The organism is Clostridium algoriphilum, assembly GCF_020443705.1.
Taxonomy (GTDB): Bacteria; Bacillota; Clostridia; order Clostridiales; family Clostridiaceae; genus Clostridium_AD; species Clostridium_AD algoriphilum.
The window spans coordinates 1-18,447 of record NZ_JAIZZK010000019.1 but is presented as its reverse complement, the minus strand read 5'-3'; the positions used below and the strand labels follow the sequence as shown (position 1 = coordinate 18,447).

Genomic DNA, 18,447 nt, shown 5'->3' with positions numbered 1-18,447 from the left:
TATCATCTCCTTTGTCTATCTAAAAACTCAATTGCTAAATCTTTGTAAGCATCTGCTCCCTTGCATTTATCGTCATAAAGCATAATTGGTAATCCAAAACTTGGTGCTTCAGCTAATCGTATATTTCTAGGTATAGTTGTAACGTATACTTTATCATTAAAATATTTTTTAACTTCTAATACAACTTCATTACAAAGTTTGGTTCTGTTATCGTACATACTTAAAATAATACCCTCGAATTCAAGATTTTTATTTAAAGATTTTTTAACTAATTGTATTGTATTTACTAATTGGCCAACCCCTTCTAAAGCATAATATTCACATTGAATAGGTGTTAACACATTACTAGCTGCCGTAAGTGCATTAATAGTTAAAATTCCTAATGAAGGAGGACAATCTATAAAAATATAATCAAATTCTCCTTCAATTTCTTTGAGTTTCTCTTTTAATATGTTTTCACGATTACTTTTATTTATCAATTCTATTTCTGCACCCGCAAGTTCCATTGTAGAGGGTACTAGGTATAAATTATTTACAAGTTCGCATTCTTTTATAGTTTCCCTAATGGAAATATCAGATATTAATAAATCATATGTTGATAAATTAATATTTTTTTTATCAAATCCTAATCCACTTGTAGTATTTCCTTGAGGATCAATATCTATAGTTAATATTTTTTTACCTTGCATAGCTAAATAAGAGCATAAATTTATATTCGTAGTAGTTTTACCTACTCCCCCCTTTTGATTAAAAATACATATTGTTTTCATGACTACACCTACCCTTCAAAATAATGTATATATTTCGACATGTTATTTTTGCATATAGTTCATTATATATTTATGTTATATGTTTTAATAGTGCTTTTAAAGATATTTAACATAAATATAAAAAAAACAGAGTGTTTCACGTGAAACACTCTGTTTTTTTATTTATTTTTTTGGTATTCTTATTATTACCTCTATACTGTCTTCTAATTCTTTAGATTTATATTCTGCATTAATGCCATATTTATCAAAAACTTGTTTAATAGTATTTATGTATACTCTAGGTGCAAAAATCCCTTTTATTTTTTTCTTTCCGCTAGTAGATACTTCATCTCTACATAACTTCAACAATTCTTTTTCAATAAGTTCTTCAGTCTTTTTAACATTAAGCGACTTATCAACAATTATCTTAAGTACTTTCTTTTGGATGTTCACATCAGATAGTCTTAGCAAAGCTCTAGCATGCCTCTCAGTGAGCTTATTTTCAACTAATATATTGGTTATTTCATTATCTAACTTAAGTAGTCTTAATTTATTTGCAATAGTTGATTGTTTTTTTCCTATCATTTGTGCCAAATGTTCTTGTGTGTAAGAATGATCTTTAATAAGGTTATAATAAGCCATAGCTTCTTCAAAAAAGTTTAGGTCTTCCCGTTGTAAATTTTCGAGTAGTGCAATTGCTGCAGAATCTTTGTCTGTAATATCTATAATAATTACTGGGACTTGTTCAAGCCCTATTTTTTTCGCTGCTCTTAATCTTCTCTCGCCGGCTACTAATTCATATCTGTTTTCCCCACTTTTTCTAACTGTTAGTGGTTGAATTATTCCATATGCTTTTATTGACTGAGATAGTTCCTCAATAGTTTCTTCATTAAAATGTTTTCTAGGCTGATAAACATTTGGAGAAATCAATTCTATAGATACGTAATTTACATTATTTTGCATAATATACCATCCCTCAATTTTTCCTTTTCCTTTTGTATTTTCTTTTTACCTTTTTTTACCTTTTATTAACAATTCTCTATTTTTATGTTATTTCCTTCTTTTTTTTATATATTTCGTACGACAAATTATAACATTTATCATCAATTGGCATGGTGTTCTTAACCTATGGTTCTCCAACAATATTATAATAAAGGACTTTTAGCAACCATTCCTGCTTTTCTAGGATATTTTTTATTGGTAGACGTAATTTTACTTATTATTACTAGATTATGATCTAAATCACTATCTTCAATTTGTACTTTTTCTATATGTTCTATCCGTCCACCAAGAAGTCTTATTGCATTCCTCGATTGCTTTATTTCCTCTTCAACCGCTGGACCCTTCATTGCAACAAAATATCCTCCAACCTTTACATAAGGTATACAATATTCACTTAAAACTGTTAAATTAGCAACAGCCCTTGAAACTGCAACATCAAATTTTTCTCTATATTTCATTTCTTGTGCAAAATCCTCTGCTCTACCATGAATAGCTTTAATATTCTCTAATTGCAGTGATTTAATTACTTCATTTAAAAAATTAATCCTCTTATTAAGTGAATCTAATAAAACTATATTTATTTCTGGTTTTATTATTTTCATAGGGATACCTGGAAAACCTCCTCCAGTACCAATATCTATTATATTTTTTGCATTCTTTAGCTGATCAAATTTAAAAACCTTCATAGAATCAATAAAGTGTTTTTTTACTATTGCCTCATCTTCTTTTATAGCAGTCAAATTAACTTTTTCATTCCATTCCTTTATAAGCCCTTTATATTTCATAAACTGTTCATGCTTTTTTTCATCATATTTAAGTCCTACATTATTGCTTGCTTTATTTAATATATCAAAGTATTCCATATTTCACCTCCGTATTTATAAGACTATTCCTTTGAAATGTTGTTAAGCCTCTTTTGTTGTTCTAGGTATATCATTAAAACAGACATATCAGCGGGTGAAACCCCAGATATTCTAGAAGCTTGACCTATACTTTCCGGTTTAATTTTACCTAGTTTTTGCATAGCCTCTATTCTTAATCCCTTTACTTTGTCATAATTTATGTCTTTTGATATGATTTTATTTTCAAACTTCTTAAATTGTTTGATTTGATCTAACTGCTTTTGGATGTAACCTTCATATTTTGAAACAATATTAACCTGCTGTTGTATATACTTATTTAATTTAGGTCTATCCTTGTCCAATTTTTCAATTATATAATAATCAAGTTCCGGTCTTTTTATAAGTTCATATAAACTTATAGGTTTCTTTAGAGGCGTTGAATTAACAGAAATTAGAAATTCTTCAATTTCCTTTTTGTTTGTAATCTGCAAATGTTTTATTCTTTCAATTTCCTCTTCGATCTGCGTCTTCTTTTTTGTAAATATTTCGTATCTATGTTCTTTAACTAGTCCTACATTATATCCAATTTCAGTTAATCTTAAATCAGCATTATCCTGTCTTAATAACAATCTATACTCTGCCCTTGAAGTCATCATTCTATATGGTTCATTGGTCCCTTTAGTAACTAAATCATCAATTAGAACACCTATATAACCATCCGACCTTTTAAGTATTAATGGTTCTTTACCTTGAATAGTAAGTGCCGCATTAATTCCTGCAATAATGCCTTGAGAAGCTGCTTCTTCATATCCTGAGCTACCATTTATTTGACCAGCTGAAAATAATCCCTTAATATTTTTAAATTCCAAAGAGAGTTTTAAATCCGTTGAATCTATACAGTCATATTCTATAGCGTATGCTGTTCTCATAATTTCTACATTCTCAAGTCCCTGCACTGTTTTTAACATTTCTACTTGTACTTCTTCAGGAAGTGAGCTAGACATACCTTGAACATACATCTCCTCTGTATTCTCACCTTCAGGTTCTATAAATATCTGGTGTCTTTCCTTATCTGTAAATCTCATTACTTTATCTTCAATAGATGGACAATATCTAGGTCCTGTACTTGTAATTGAGCCATTATAAAGGGGGGATCTATGAATATTCTTTCTAATTACGTTATGAGTATTCTCATTCGTATAAGTTAAATAACAACATAGCTGATCGCGACTTATATCTTCACTAATAAATGAAAATGGAACTATTTCTGAATCACCATTTTGAGCTTCCATTTTAGAAAAATCTACTGAACGTCTATTTATTCTAGCAGGAGTTCCTGTTTTAAATCGTCGAAGTGTTATTCCCAGTTTATCTAACGAATTAGATAGTTCGTTCGCCGGAAGCAATCCGCTAGGGCCTTCACTATAACTAAGATCTCCAATTATAACTTTTGATTTTAAGTATGTTCCAGAAGCTATAACAATTGCTTTTGTAGTGAAATATGCACCATGTTTTGTAAGTACACCCTTTATTTTTCCATCAGCTACATCTATTGATATTATTTCTAATTGTCTTAATTGTAAATTTTCTTGATTTTCCAATACATTTTTCATTCTAAGACCGTATGCTTTTTTATCCGCTTGAGCCCTTAATGAGAACACTGCTGGACCTTTAGATTTATTTAGCATTCTTGATTGTATATATGTATTATCAATATTTATTCCCATTTCACCACCAAGTGCATCTATTTCCCTTACTAGATGTCCTTTGGCAGTGCCGCCAATATTAGGATTACATGGCATTAAAGCCACGCTATCTAAATTAATAGCACAAATTAAAGTTTTGCATCCTATTCTTGCAGATGCTAGAGCTGCCTCACAACCTGCATGACCAGCTCCAATAACTATAACATCAAAATTTCCTGCATCGTATTTCATATTTATCCCTACTTTCCTAAACAAAATTCTGAAAATATCTTGTGTATAATATCTTCCTCTAAAGCTTCTCCCGTAATCTCGCCTAAATTCACCCATGCATTTCGAATGTCAATTGATGCCAGATCTATAGCTGATGTATATTCTAGTGCATTTAATGATGATTCTAAGTTTTCTTTTGCTCTTATTAAAGATTGTTTATGTCTATTATTTGTAACGAACACACCTTCAGTTTTAATTTCTCCATTAAAAAACAAATCTTTTATATGATCTTTAACATAATGTAACCCTTCACCTGTTTTTACTGAAATATTAGTTATATATTTTGACTTTAGAGTTTTTAATTCACTTATATCTATTTTACCACCTAAATCGCTTTTATTTAATAATACTATATATTTTTTTTCTTTAATATATTCAATAATTTCTTTATCCTCATGACTTAACTCCATACTTGAATCTAATATTAAAATAACTAAATCTGCTTCATCTATTTTTTCTTTTGATTTTTCCACTCCAATTTTTTCAACTTTGTCATCAGTCTCGCGAATACCTGCAGTATCTACTATCTTAATTGGTATCCCTTCAATACTTATATACTCTTCTATTGCATCCCGAGTTGTACCTGGTACGTCTGTAACAATAGCTCTTTTCTCTTTAACAAGCGCATTTAAAAGTGATGATTTTCCTACATTAGGTTTTCCAACTATAACAGTGCTAAGCCCCTCTCTTAAAATTTTGCCTTCATCAGCTGTGCTTAAAAGTAGATCTATATTACTTATTACTTTATTAACATCTTCAATAACATCTTTTGCAGTTACTTCTTCAATATCCTCTTCTGGGTAATCAACCGTAACCTCAATACGCGCAATTACAGTAAGTAATGTATTTCTAATCGCTTTTATTTCCTTGGAAATAGAACCTTCTGATTGCATAAGCGCTGACTTCATACTAAGTTCTGTCTTTGCTCTTATTATATCTATAACTGCTTCTGCCTGACTTAAATCAATTCTTCCATTTAGAAATGCTCTTTTAGTAAATTCTCCAGGTTCCGCCATTCTCGCTCCTGCGCGAATAATTTCCTGTAATATTCTATTAGTCCCAACTACTCCTCCATGACAATTGATTTCAATTGTATCCTCTGCAGTAAAACTTCTAGGCCCTTTCATATAGGAAATAATCACTTCATCTAGTCTACTCCCATTTTTATCAACCACATGGCCATATCTCATAGTATAAGATTTGAAATCATTAAGTTTTCTATCATTTTTACCTACAAATAGACTTCCCACTATTTCTATTGACTTATCACCAGATATCCTAATAATAGATATCCCACCTTCTCCTATACTAGTTGATATCGCAGCTATAGTATCAAATTCTTTCATTAAATATGCCCTCCTAATTTTATAAGTATTTATTATTATATCCATATTAATTACATTATATCTAAAATCTTTGTTATTTGTATTGCCTCTTTATTAGCATTTTAATTGTATTCGTAAAATTCAACGTTAGATTATTAACTTAACTGTATATTAGTAACTTTGGATTTTAAGAATAGAATCACCGTTACAATTATTTTTTAATTTAAAAAGAAAGCCCTTAGGCTTTCTTTAAATCAACTACAACTCTTCTATAGGGCTCTTCACCTTCGCTAAATGTGTAAATATATGAATCATTTTGAAGCGTAGAATGTATTATTCTTCTCTCGTAAGGATTCATAGGCTCAAGTTTTAACACTCTACCACTAACCCTTACTTTATATGCAATTTTAGATGCAAGTCTTTTCAAAGTCTCTTCTCGTTTTGCTCTATAATTTTCAGTATCTAATACTACTCTTTTATACTCTTCATCATGATTCTTGTTTACAACTAAACTTACAAGGTATTGAAGTGCATCTAAAGTTTCGCCTCTATATCCAATTAATAATCCCATGTTAGGTCCAATTAAATCAACCTTAATCTCATTATTTTCATCCTTAAGATTCACTTCTGCTTTCATGTTCATTGAATTTAATACTTCTTTTAAAAAAATTTTAGCTTCATTTAAACTATCTCTTTTAACCGTAACTCTAATTTTGGCAGGTTTTACCCCTATAATATTTAAAAACCCTTTACTTCCTTCATCTATAGTTTCCACTTTTACTTTGTCTATTGTAACTTTTAATTCCATAAGTGATTTACTTATTGCATCATCTACGGTTTTTCCCATCATTTCTATAATTTTCATATAGTGCTACACCCGCCTTTCTATATATCAAAATTAGGCACTTGTGTTAACTCTCTTTGTTTTTTAATTCTAATTTATTTATAGCTACAGTTTGAACTATTTGTACTACATTATTTATTACCCAATATAACACTAGTGCACCTTTAAATTTAAGACTCATAAAACCCATAAAGATAGCCATTCCAGTATACATTGTTGAAGTTTGTTTTGATTGAGAACCATCCGCTGACGGCGGTTGCATAAGCTTTGATGAAAAATATGTTGTAACAGTAGACAAAATTGGTAATATGTACATAGGATCTGCTTTTGTTAAATCCTTCATCCATAAGAAACCAGCACCCTGCATATTTAAATTTTGAAACACAGCGTATAAAGCAAATAAGATAGGCATTTGAATAAGCATTGGTAAACATCCACCCATTGGATTTACTCCATTTTCCTTATAAAGTTTCATTACTTCTTGCTGAGCCTTTTGGGGATCACTTTTATATTTTGCTTGAACTTTCTTCATTTCTGGTTGAATTGCACCCATTTTAGCAGTTGATTTAAGTTGTTTAATACTCAATGGTAACAATATTAATCTTATTATAACAGTGAAAATAATTATTGTCAGTCCAAATGATAAATCATTATTTGGTATAAGTGTATGAATGCCGCCATGTATAAAGAAAAAGAACTTTTGAAGCGGATCAGTTAAAAAAGTAAATTTCAAATATAAAACCTCCCAAATGTTTATTTAACTGGATCAAAGCCGCCCTTATTATAAGGATGACATCTAAGTATTCTCTTTATTCCCATAATTAAGCCTTTTATTGCTCCATACTTTTCAATAGCCTCTAAAGTATACTGAGAACATGTGGGGTAGAAAATACAACAAGGCCTCTTAAGAGGTGATATATAATTTCTATAACAATTAATACCCAGTATAAGTATTTTTTTCATTATTAATTAAACCAGCTTTCTTAAGCAATTTCTTTAAAGCACTCTCTATTTCTTTGTAATTTTTAGTATTAGAAGGATTCCTTGCAATAAAAACCAGATCGTATCCTGTCTTTAATCCTTCAGTATTAAGCCTATAACTTTCACTTATTAATCTTTTAACTCGACCTCTAATTACACTGTTTCCTACCTTTTTACTTACAGATATTCCACATCTATTAATATCTTTACCATTTCTATAAATGTATAATACTAATAATAGGTTAGAAAAAGATTTTCCTTTTCTATATACTGTTCTAAATTCAGTATTCTTTCTAATTCTGTATTTCTTCACATCACTCTTCATATTAGCCGCCCTCTTTTCCGCAAATTGCAGAAAAAGGCCACATTAGCGGCCTTTATGCTGTCAATCTTTTTCTACCTTTTTGTCTTCTTTTCTGAAGAATATTTCTGCCAGAAGCGGTTTTCATTCTCTTTCTAAATCCGTGTTCTTTTTTTCTTTGTCTTTTTTTAGGTTGGTAAGTCATGAACATATCTACTACACCCCCTTCTTTTAACTCATACATTATAGCAACCATTATGCAATTGCATACGTATGGTTTTACTATTAGATTATATAGTGACACTCTCATAATGTCAAGATAAGCATTTTTATTAATATTGTTGATGTTTTTTTTATTTATATGTTTTTTTGTGGATAACTTCTTGAACACCTTGTTATTTTTTGATATTATATAAGAAAGAACTGTGAATAACTTAATTATAAGTAAAGTTATTCACAACTTGTGGACAAAATTGTGAATAACTATTACAATGTTATCTTAAACTTCTTTTTACTTATCTATTTTTGACTATATTAGCAGATTTATTCCTTTTTTAATATGTTAATAACTTTTTCACCTAAATTGTTAATACTTTAAGTCACCTTAAAGATATAAACATAGTTATTAACATGTGCATATTTTTATTGCTATTTATCAACAACCTACAATATATTAATTTATTGTTTATAACTTTGTTAATACATTGTTTGTTTTTACATAAAAATTTTTTTTATTTGAACTGGAGGGTAGGAAATGAGCACCCAAATTAAAGATATCTGGGAAAAAACCTTAAATATAATAAAAGGCGAACTGACAGAAGTTAGTTTTAATACTTGGATTAAAAGTATAGAACCTATGGCCTTAGATAATAATACATTTAAATTAGGTGTTCCTAATAATTTTACCAAAGATATTCTTGAAAATAGATATAAGGATTTAATAATGAATGCTGTTAAATTACTTACTTCTAAAACATATAAAATAGAATTCTTTATATTATCTGAAGAAGTAGCTGAAATTGAAACACCTAAAGCTAAACGAGAATCAGAAAGACATAACCTAATAGTTAATGACGAAATGTCTGCAACACTAAATCCAAAGTATACTTTTAATTCTTTTGTCATTGGTAATAGTAATAGGTTCGCCCATGCTGCATCACTTGCTGTAGCCGAATCCCCTGCGAAAGCCTATAATCCACTATTCATTTATGGTGGAGTTGGTCTTGGTAAAACACATTTAATGCATGCCATTGGTCATTATATATTGGCAAATAACCCAAAATCTAAAGTTGTTTATGTATCTTCTGAAAAATTTACAAACGAACTTATCAATTCTATTAAGGATGATAAAAATGTAGAATTTAGAAACAAGTACAGAAATGTAGATGTGCTTTTGATCGATGATATTCAATTTATTGCTGGTAAAGAACGCACGCAAGAAGAATTCTTTCATACATTCAATGATCTACATGAAGCCAATAAACAAATTATTTTATCTAGTGATAGACCTCCTAAAGAGATACCTACTCTAGAAGATAGATTGCGCTCTAGATTCGAATGGGGTCTTATAGCTGATATACAACCGCCTGATTTTGAAACTAGAATAGCTATTTTAAAGAAAAAAGCAGATGTAGAAAACTTAAACATTCCAAATGAAGTAATGGTGTATATCGCTACTAAAATTAAATCAAACATTAGAGAACTAGAAGGTGCTCTTATTAGAATTGTTGCTTTTTCTTCGCTTACCAATAAAGAAATTGGCATAGACTTAGCATCTGAAGCACTAAAAGATATTATATCTAGTAGAAATTCGAAACAAGTTACTATTGAATTAATACAAGATATAGTTTCTAGCTATTTTAATTTAAAAGTTGAGGATTTTAAATCTTCAAGACGAACTAGAAACATAACATTCCCAAGACAAATAGCAATGTATTTGTGCAGAAAACTTACAGACATGTCTCTTCCAAAAATTGGTGAGGAGTTTGGAGGTCGAGATCATACAACTGTAATTCATGCATGTGAGAAAATATCTAATGGTCTTAAAGTAGATGAAAATTTACAAGATAACGTAGCTGAACTAACTAAGAAAATAAGTCAAAAGTAAAACAATACTGTTACTAACAAGTGTTGATACTATATATATATAATCCTGTGCATAAAATAATACATAAAATCTAACTGTTAGTATTGTGGATAACTATGATTTTTTTTTGCATACTTATCCACAATTACTTTTACTGAGTATCACTGAATCCTAAAGGCTAAGATAGGTTTTTAACATATCAACAGCCCCTACTACTATTACTACTAGTTTTAATTATTATCTTACCTATCTTTAATCAATTTCCCATGTGGATAAGGAGGTCTTTTTTTTATGAAGTTTATATGTGAAAAAAGTATATTACAAGAAGCAATTTCAAATGTACAAAAAGCTATTACTGGAAAATCAACAATGCCCGTATTACAAGGTATTTTAATAGTTGCAAAAGATAGTGAGGTTACTCTTATAGGATCTGATATTGATTTAAGTATTGAGGCTAAGATTAATGCAGACGTTATGGAAGACGGAAGTGTAGTACTGGACTCTAAGTTGTTTGGTGAAATTATAAGAAAATTACCCAATAGTGCAGTTGAAATAACTTCTGAAGAAAAAAACTCTATTAAAATAGTTTGTCAAAAATCATATGCTACTATAATACATATGAATAGTGATGACTATCCTAATTTACCTAATATAATAGAAAATATGATTTTTTCTGTTTCTCAAAGAGTATTAAAAAGTATGATGAAAGGTACAATATTTGCTGTTGCTCAAGATGAGACTAGACCAATTCTTACAGGGGTCTTATTTGAAATAAAAGATAAAAAACTTAATCTTGTAGCACTGGATGGCTATAGAGTTGCATTTAGAAGTGAAGACGTAGATAACGACAATAGTATAAATGCTGTAATTCCTGGTAAAACATTAAGTGAGGTTTCAAAAATATTAGAAGAAACTGATGAACCAGTTAATATAACATTCACAGCGAATCATATTTTATTTAATCTTGGAAAAACAAAGGTTATATCAAGATTACTAGAAGGAGAATTCATAAAATATAGCTCAATAATACCAGAAGAATATAATTTAAAAATAACAGCTAAAAGATCTGAATTATTGAATTGTATAGAAAGAGCATCTCTCATGGCCAAAGAGGGAAATACTAACTTAGTTAAATTTAACATAGAGGAAGACAATATGGTTATTACCTCTAATTCTCAATTGGGAAAGGCTAGAGAGGAAATAAATATAATTTTGCAAGGTGAGCCTCTTCAAATTGCATTTAACTCAAAATACCTAATAGAACTTCTTAAAATAATGGAAGAAGAAGAAATCATCATGGAGTTTTCAAGTGGGGTTAATCCTTGCGTAGTAAGAAATAAAGAAAAAAATAACTGCACATATATGGTATTACCAGTAAGAATAAGGACGACTAACTAATTAAAAATAATATATATTATAATATTAAAAAAAGGTGGTTTTAAAATGAATGAAATACAAGTAGATACAGGAATAATAAAATTGGATGCTTTTCTAAAGTGGGCTGGAATAGCAAGTTTAGGTTCAGAAGCAAAATTTTATATTAAAAATGAGGAAATAAAGCTTAATGGTGAAGTAGAAACCCAAAGAGGTAAAAAATTAGTTAAAGGTGATATAATTGAATTTAATGGCGAAACTTATAAAATAGTATAAAATATATTAATGCACCGGAAAATTTTAAAAAATCTCCGGTGCACAATTTATGTCAATATTAAAAAAAATTATATATATATATTTATGATTATAAAATAATATAAATATATATATATGTTATAATCATAATAGGTGATTGTATGTACATAAAATATTTACAACTTAGAAATTTTAGAAATTATAATGAGTTAGTTATACAACTTAATAAAGGCACTAACGTATTTGTAGGAGATAATGCACAAGGGAAAACAAATGTTTTGGAAGCAATTTATTATTGTAGTCTAGCTAAGTCTCACAGAACTAATAGAGATAAAGAATTAATAAATTGGAATGGTACAGAAGCATACATAAAACTTTATGTATGTAAAACTAGGTTAGATAAAAAAATAGAGATAAAAATTTTTAAAGAAGGTAAAAAAGGCGTTAATATAAATTCAATAAAAGTTCAAAAGATGTCCGAACTAGTAGGAAGCTTCAATGTGATTATGTTTTCTCCAGAAGATCTAAATATTGTTAAAGAATCACCATCTTACAGACGAAAATTTTTAGATATAGAATTATGTAAATTAAACAGTCGTTATTATTATAGTTTATCTCAATATAAAAAAATTTTAAATGAGAGGAACTTAGCTATAAAACAATGGAACACTAATATTGATATTATAGATGTATATGACAAACAACTTAGTGAATTTGGCGCAATTATAATAAAAGATAGAATTAATTACATAGAAAAATTGAATAAATTAGGAAAAGTAATACATAGCAATATAACATCTAAAAGTGAAATTATAGATATAAAATATTTAACCCCTATAAAAGAATTGGATAATATACAAGAAAACTTTTATTTGCTCCTATGTAAAAATAGAAAAAGAGATATAGAAACTAAAACTACTTCAACAGGGCCACATAGAGATGATTTTTCTATAGAAATTAATGGTATAGATGCTAGAATATTTGGATCCCAAGGGCAGCAGAGAACTTCTGTTTTAACCATTAAGTTTGGAGCACTAGCAATAATAAAAGAACTAACTGGAGAGTACCCAGTATTGTTACTTGATGATGTTTTGTCTGAACTTGATACAAAAAGGCAAGAATATATATTAAATTCAATAAAAGATGTTCAAACATTAATTACATGTACTGGTGTTAATAATATAAGAAAATATTTAAATCCTGAAAGTAAGATATTTGAAGTTATGTCAGGTAAATTAAAAGAAATTATATAAGTTCAAACGAAAAAAGATTATAAAGGAGGATATTATATGTTTTTACATTTAGGAGAAAATGTAGTAGTGCCTATAAAAGATATTATAGGTATATTTGATATAGATACTACTATGTATAGTTCGGACACTATCCAATTTTTAAGAATGGCTGAAGAAGATGGTTTTGTAGAGCGGATAACAAATAATATTGCTAAATCTTTTGTAATAGCTGAGGTAGATAAAAAAAGTAAAATTTTTTTATCACCAATATCATCTTCAACTTTATGCAAGAGAACAGAAACTGTATATTATGAGCTTTAAAGTGAATTAGGAGGATATGCATGGAAATAAATAATGTTTATGACGAGAGCCAAATACAAGTACTTGAAGGATTAGAAGCTGTAAGAAAAAGACCTGGTATGTATATAGGAAGCACGAGTATTCGCGGTCTTCATCATCTGGTTTATGAAATTGTAGATAATAGTATAGATGAGGCTTTGGCAGGTTTTTGTAAAAATATTAATGTATTTATACACCAAAACAATTCTATAACTGTAATAGATGATGGTCGAGGTATGCCTGTAGGAATACATCATAAAATGAAAATACCTACTGTAGAAGTTATAATGACAGTACTACATGCAGGTGGAAAATTTGGTGGGGGAGCATACAAAGTATCGGGTGGTCTTCATGGTGTTGGGTCATCTGTAGTTAATGCTTTATCCGTTGTTTGTGAAGTAGAAGTCAAAAAAGATGGGAACATATGGAAACAAACTTTTTCTAAAGGAAAAACTACTAGTACACTTGTAAACATAGGAACAACTGAGGAACATGGAACGAAAGTCTTTTTTACTCCTGACCCGGAAATTTTTGAAGAAATTAATTTCGATTATGAAACACTTTCTCAAAGATTAAGAGAATTAGCCTTTTTAAATAAAGGCTTAAGAATAACACTTACGGATGAAAGAGACGATAAAAATCAGGAGTTTTGGTATGAGGGTGGAATAAAATCCTTTGTAGATTATTTAAATAGAAATAAAGGAACAATTCATGAGACTATATACATGGAAGGACGCAGGGATGATTACGTTGTTGAAATAGCTCTGCAATACAATGATACATACACAGAAAATATATTTTCATTCGCAAATAATATAGATACCGTTGAGGGTGGAACGCACTTAGTTGGTTTTAAGACAGCATTAACAAGAGTAGTAAATGATTATGCTAAAAAATTTGGTTTTCTAAAAGATAATGATAAAAATCTATCAGGTGAGGATGTACGTGAAGGGCTTACAGCAGTAATATCTATAAAGCTTACTGATCCTCAATTTGAAGGTCAAACAAAAACTAAACTTGGTAATAGTGAAGTAAGAGGCATTGTCGATAGTATAGTTGGTGAGGCAATTAGTAATGTTTTAGAGGAAGATCCTCAACTTGGTAAAAATATAATAGATAAAGGATTAAATGCAGCTAGAGCCAGAGAGGCAGCAAAAAAAGCAAGAGAATTTACTAGAAGAAAATCAATACTTGAGAGTACTACTCTTCCAGGTAAATTATCAGATTGTGCATCAAAAGATCCTATGGAATGTGAAATATATTTAGTCGAGGGTGATTCCGCAGGTGGTTCAGCAAAACAGGGTAGAGATAGAAAATTTCAAGCTATACTCCCACTTAAAGGTAAAATAATGAATGTTGAAAAGCAAAGAATTGATAAAATGCTTGCATCTCTTGAAATTAGGGCTATGATAACTGCTTTTGGTGCTGGTATAGGTAAGGATTTTGATGTGAAAAAAATAAGATATGATCGTATTATTATTATGACAGATGCAGATGTAGATGGGGCTCATATTAGGACTTTATTATTAACATTTTTCTATAGATACATGAAGGAATTAGTAGAACAAGGGCACGTATATGTAGCTCAACCTCCACTATTCAAGGTTTCTAAAGGTAAAAAAGAACATTATGTATATACCGAAAAAGAACTTCAAGAGACACTTGTGGAATTTGGTGGGAAAGATAGTAACACTGATATACAAAGATATAAAGGTCTTGGGGAAATGAATCCAAATCAGCTTTGGGATACAACAATGAACCCTGAGGAGAGAACTATGCTTCAGGTCCATGTAGAGGATGCAATGGCGGCAGATGAAATATTCACTATTCTCATGGGTGATAAAGTAGAACCACGTCGGGAATTTATACAAGAGAATGCTAAAAGTGTGCTTAACTTAGATATATAATTTACTAAAGTAGACTAATTCACTTTAGTGGATTAGTTAACTATTACTGAGGTTAATCAATTAAAGTAATTACCGTCATTCTTGGAATATGTTGATATTTTTTTCAGAGTGACATTAAAATATTTTGTTTAAAGAGGTGTAACATGATTAATAATCAGGGGAATATTTTACCTATTGATATAAGATACGAAATGAAAAAATCTTATATAGATTACGCTATGAGTGTTATTGTAAGTCGTGCTCTTCCAGATGTGCGAGATGGACTTAAACCTGTTCATAGAAGAATATTATTTTCTATGCATGAACTAGGGTTAACACCGGAGAAGGGATATAGAAAGTGTGCCAGAATAGTAGGAGATGTTTTAGGTAAGTATCATCCACATGGTGATACTGCGGTATATGGTGCATTAGTTAGAATGGCTCAAGACTTTTCCCAAAGATGTACTTTGGTCGATGGTCATGGAAATTTTGGTTCTGTAGATGGTGATGGGGCAGCTGCAATGAGATATACAGAAGCTAAGATGAGTAAAATTACAACTCAGATGCTTCGCGATATTAATAAAGATACAGTAGATTTCATTCCTAACTTTGATGGAGAAGAAAAAGAACCATCAGTGCTGCCTTCAAGATTCCCTAATCTTTTAGTTAATGGATCAACAGGAATTGCAGTAGGCATGGCAACCAATATACCTCCACATAATTTAATAGAAGTTATAGACGGAGTGCTCATGGTTATTGAAGACTCAGAAGTTACTATAAGTGATTTAATGACAAAAATAAAAGGGCCAGATTTTCCTACAGGTGGAATTATTCTAGGAAGAGCGGGAATAAAAAGTGCTTATGAAACAGGCAGAGGAAGAATACTCGTAAGGGCTAAAACAGACATTGAAGAGAATAAAGGTAGAAATGCAATAATAGTAACAGAATTACCTTATCAAGTTAATAAAGCAAAACTTATAGAAGGTATTGCAGATTTAGTAAAAGATAAGAAAATAGATGGAATATCGGACTTAAGAGATGAATCAGATAGAGAAGGTATGAGAATTGTTATAGAACTAAAAAGGGATGCAAATCCTAATATCGTATTAAATAGGTTATTTAAACATACTAGGATGCAAGATACTTTTGGAGTTATAATGATAGCTCTTGTAAAGAATCAACCTCAAACTTTAAATTTAAAACAAGTTCTAGTTTATTATTTAGAACATCAAAAGGATGTAATAAGAAGAAGAACTCAATTTGATCTTGATAAAGCATTGGCTAGAGCTCATATTTTAGAGGGTTTGAAAATTGCTTTAGATCACATTGACGAAGTAATTCGATTAATAAGAGCATCTAAAAATATTAGTGAAGCTAAAGAAAGTTTAATAAATGCATTTAATTTATCTGAAAAACAATCAACTGCTATTGTTGAGATGAGACTTGGAAGACTTACAGGTCTTGAGAGAGGTAAAATTGAAGATGAGTATAATGAATTAATTAAAACAGTAAATTATTTAAAAGGAATTTTAGCAGATGAATTAGTATTATTAAACATAATTAAGGATGAGTTAATAGAAGTTAGAAATAAATATGGTGATACTAGAAGATCAGCAATAGAAAAAAATCCATATAGTTTAGATGAGGAAGACTTAATTCAAGAACAAGATATCGTAATTACTCTAACTCATGCAGGTTACATAAAGAGACTACCGGCTGATACTTATAGTGCACAAAAAAGAGGGGGTAGAGGGATACAAGGTGTTACTACAAAAGAAGATGATTTTGTAGAACATATTTTTATAACTACAACCCATAATAATATTTTATTTTTCACAAACAAGGGAAAATCATTTAAGTTAAAGGCATATGAAATTCCCGAAGGTGGAAGAACAGCTAAGGGAACAAACTTAATAAATATTATACCTTTAGCTAGTGATGAAAAGATTCAAGCTGTTATATCTCTTAAAGAGTTCGCTGAAGATAATTATCTTGTAATGGGAACAAAACATGGTTTAGTTAAAAAAACATCACTTGATAAATATTCAGCAATTAGAAAAAATGGTTTAAATGCAATTAATTTAAGAGAAGATGATGAACTAATTGGAGCTGCAATAACTAATGGAGATAGTGAGATGCTGTTTGTTACAAGAAACGGTTATTCCATAAGATTTAGTGAAAAAGATGTAAGAGGTATGGGAAGAACTGCAACTGGAGTTAAGTCCTTAACCTTGAGGCAAGAAGATATTGTAGTGTCTATGAATATTGTTACACCTGAGGAAGAACTTCTAGTTATAAGTGAAAATGGTTTTGGAAAAAGAACCTTAGTTTCAGAATACTCACTTCAACATAGAGGTGGTAAAGGAGTAATAACCTATAAGGTATCCGAGAAAACAGGCAAACTTGTAGGTGCTAGAATAGTAAAAGACGGAGACGAAATGATACTTATAAACAGTAATGGTATTGTTATAAGATTAAGCGTAGCTGGAATATCAACTACAAGTAGGAATACTATGGGAGTAACTTTGATGAAGAATGGTGAAGGTGATAACATAGTTGCTATAGCTAAAATAAATTGTAGTGATGTAATTAGCACAGATGAAGATTCTAATCAAGAAGAAGTGAAACCTTTGCAAATTGAAGCAGATTCTGCTCAAGAAGAAACTAAGGAAACTTCTGTTAAAGAGGATCATGAACCAGAAACACATGAGGAACCTAATGATAAATAATTTAATGAAGTAAATGATAAAATTAGAAAGTACTTATTTGAAATAACTTCAAATAAGTACTTTCTTTAATTCATATTAAAATATAACTAACCTAGTGTATCTCAAGCAGTAAAACAGTGAAAAATAAAGATAGGTAAAGTTGTAGCAGTATAATCTATTGAGGTATAGAATAATACTGAATACAGTATCTTATAGATTTGATACAATACATCTTGTCGTTACGAATGAGTAACAACATAGGTTTAATTTTAAGAGTTACTTTTTTTATTATTTTAAATAATAATTTAAATAAATAAAAAAATATATTGACAACGTTAAAGTTAAACAGTAAAATAATAGAAGTCATCATATGATGACAAGAAGTATTTTGGTCTTTGAAAATTAAACAGAGAAATAGGTAAAGAGACGAAATAATATTTTGTTTTAACCAGTTAATTACTTTAGTAAAAGTAATATTTTAGTCGTAAGACTAAAAAGTATGTAATGAGCTTGCGAATTAACTTAACAGTTGTCGCAGATTATTCAT

Annotated in this window: 17 protein-coding genes; 7 read left to right on the top strand and 10 right to left on the bottom strand. The window is 29.6% G+C overall.

Annotated elements, in window-relative coordinates:
- Window positions 1-2 precede the first annotated feature (2 nt).
- The 10 genes from LGK95_RS13830 to rpmH form a co-directional block, all read right to left on the bottom strand.
- Window positions 3-770, bottom strand: coding sequence for a ParA family protein (locus LGK95_RS13830; RefSeq protein WP_226125375.1), 768 nt, complete (start codon window positions 768-770; stop codon window positions 3-5).
- A 162-nt stretch (window positions 771-932) separates the two neighbouring features.
- Window positions 933-1,712, bottom strand: coding sequence for a nucleoid occlusion protein (noc, locus tag LGK95_RS13825; RefSeq protein WP_226125374.1), 780 nt, complete (start codon window positions 1,710-1,712; stop codon window positions 933-935).
- Between the two features lie 182 nt (window positions 1,713-1,894).
- Window positions 1,895-2,614 (bottom strand): 16S rRNA (guanine(527)-N(7))-methyltransferase RsmG, encoded by a 720-nt coding sequence (gene rsmG / locus LGK95_RS13820; RefSeq protein WP_226125373.1) that lies wholly within the window; start codon window positions 2,612-2,614, stop codon window positions 1,895-1,897.
- Between the two features lie 23 nt (window positions 2,615-2,637).
- Window positions 2,638-4,530: a tRNA uridine-5-carboxymethylaminomethyl(34) synthesis enzyme MnmG gene (gene mnmG / locus LGK95_RS13815; RefSeq protein ID WP_226125372.1), complete on the bottom strand. Its 1,893-nt coding sequence runs from the start codon at window positions 4,528-4,530 to the stop codon at window positions 2,638-2,640.
- 8 nt (window positions 4,531-4,538) lie between these two features.
- Complete coding sequence (gene mnmE / locus LGK95_RS13810; protein ID WP_226125371.1) at window positions 4,539-5,915, bottom strand: tRNA uridine-5-carboxymethylaminomethyl(34) synthesis GTPase MnmE; 1,377 nt, start codon at window positions 5,913-5,915, stop codon at window positions 4,539-4,541.
- 217 nt (window positions 5,916-6,132) lie between these two features.
- Window positions 6,133-6,759 (bottom strand): RNA-binding cell elongation regulator Jag/EloR, encoded by a 627-nt coding sequence (gene jag / locus LGK95_RS13805; RefSeq protein ID WP_226125370.1) that lies wholly within the window; start codon window positions 6,757-6,759, stop codon window positions 6,133-6,135.
- A 46-nt stretch (window positions 6,760-6,805) separates the two neighbouring features.
- Window positions 6,806-7,471, bottom strand: a complete 666-nt coding sequence (gene yidC, locus LGK95_RS13800; RefSeq protein WP_226125369.1) for a membrane protein insertase YidC — start codon at window positions 7,469-7,471, stop codon at window positions 6,806-6,808.
- A gap of 20 nt (window positions 7,472-7,491) precedes the next feature.
- Window positions 7,492-7,701: a membrane protein insertion efficiency factor YidD gene (yidD, locus tag LGK95_RS13795; protein ID WP_226125368.1), complete on the bottom strand. Its 210-nt coding sequence runs from the start codon at window positions 7,699-7,701 to the stop codon at window positions 7,492-7,494.
- Window positions 7,673-8,032: a ribonuclease P protein component gene (gene rnpA / locus LGK95_RS13790; protein ID WP_226125447.1), complete on the bottom strand. Its 360-nt coding sequence runs from the start codon at window positions 8,030-8,032 to the stop codon at window positions 7,673-7,675. Before rnpA ends, yidD begins: the two co-directional genes overlap by 29 nt.
- A 64-nt stretch (window positions 8,033-8,096) precedes the next feature.
- Window positions 8,097-8,231, bottom strand: coding sequence for a 50S ribosomal protein L34 (gene rpmH / locus LGK95_RS13785; RefSeq protein WP_071614800.1), 135 nt, complete (start codon window positions 8,229-8,231; stop codon window positions 8,097-8,099).
- A 543-nt stretch (window positions 8,232-8,774) separates the two neighbouring features.
- On the opposite strand from rpmH, the gene dnaA reads away from it, so the two are divergent.
- The 7 genes from dnaA to gyrA all read left to right on the top strand — a co-directional run bounded on the left by dnaA (window position 8,775) and on the right by gyrA (window position 17,921).
- Window positions 8,775-10,127: a chromosomal replication initiator protein DnaA gene (gene dnaA / locus LGK95_RS13780; RefSeq protein ID WP_226125367.1), complete on the top strand. Its 1,353-nt coding sequence runs from the start codon at window positions 8,775-8,777 to the stop codon at window positions 10,125-10,127.
- 270 nt (window positions 10,128-10,397) lie between these two features.
- Complete coding sequence (dnaN, locus tag LGK95_RS13775) at window positions 10,398-11,504, top strand: DNA polymerase III subunit beta (RefSeq protein WP_226125366.1); 1,107 nt, start codon at window positions 10,398-10,400, stop codon at window positions 11,502-11,504.
- Between the two features lie 45 nt (window positions 11,505-11,549).
- On the top strand, window positions 11,550-11,756 hold the full coding sequence (locus LGK95_RS13770) for an RNA-binding S4 domain-containing protein (protein ID WP_226125365.1): 207 nt from the start codon (window positions 11,550-11,552) through the stop codon (window positions 11,754-11,756).
- 140 nt (window positions 11,757-11,896) lie between these two features.
- Window positions 11,897-12,988, top strand: a complete 1,092-nt coding sequence (recF, locus tag LGK95_RS13765) for a DNA replication/repair protein RecF (RefSeq protein ID WP_226125364.1) — start codon at window positions 11,897-11,899, stop codon at window positions 12,986-12,988.
- A 36-nt stretch (window positions 12,989-13,024) separates the two neighbouring features.
- Complete coding sequence (remB, locus tag LGK95_RS13760) at window positions 13,025-13,288, top strand: extracellular matrix regulator RemB (protein WP_226125363.1); 264 nt, start codon at window positions 13,025-13,027, stop codon at window positions 13,286-13,288.
- A gap of 20 nt (window positions 13,289-13,308) precedes the next feature.
- Complete coding sequence (gyrB, locus tag LGK95_RS13755) at window positions 13,309-15,213, top strand: DNA topoisomerase (ATP-hydrolyzing) subunit B (RefSeq protein WP_226125362.1); 1,905 nt, start codon at window positions 13,309-13,311, stop codon at window positions 15,211-15,213.
- Between the two features lie 143 nt (window positions 15,214-15,356).
- A complete protein-coding gene (gene gyrA / locus LGK95_RS13750) occupies window positions 15,357-17,921 on the top strand; it encodes a DNA gyrase subunit A (protein ID WP_226125361.1) in 2,565 nt (854 codons plus the stop codon).
- Window positions 17,922-18,447: the final 526 nt, after the last annotated feature.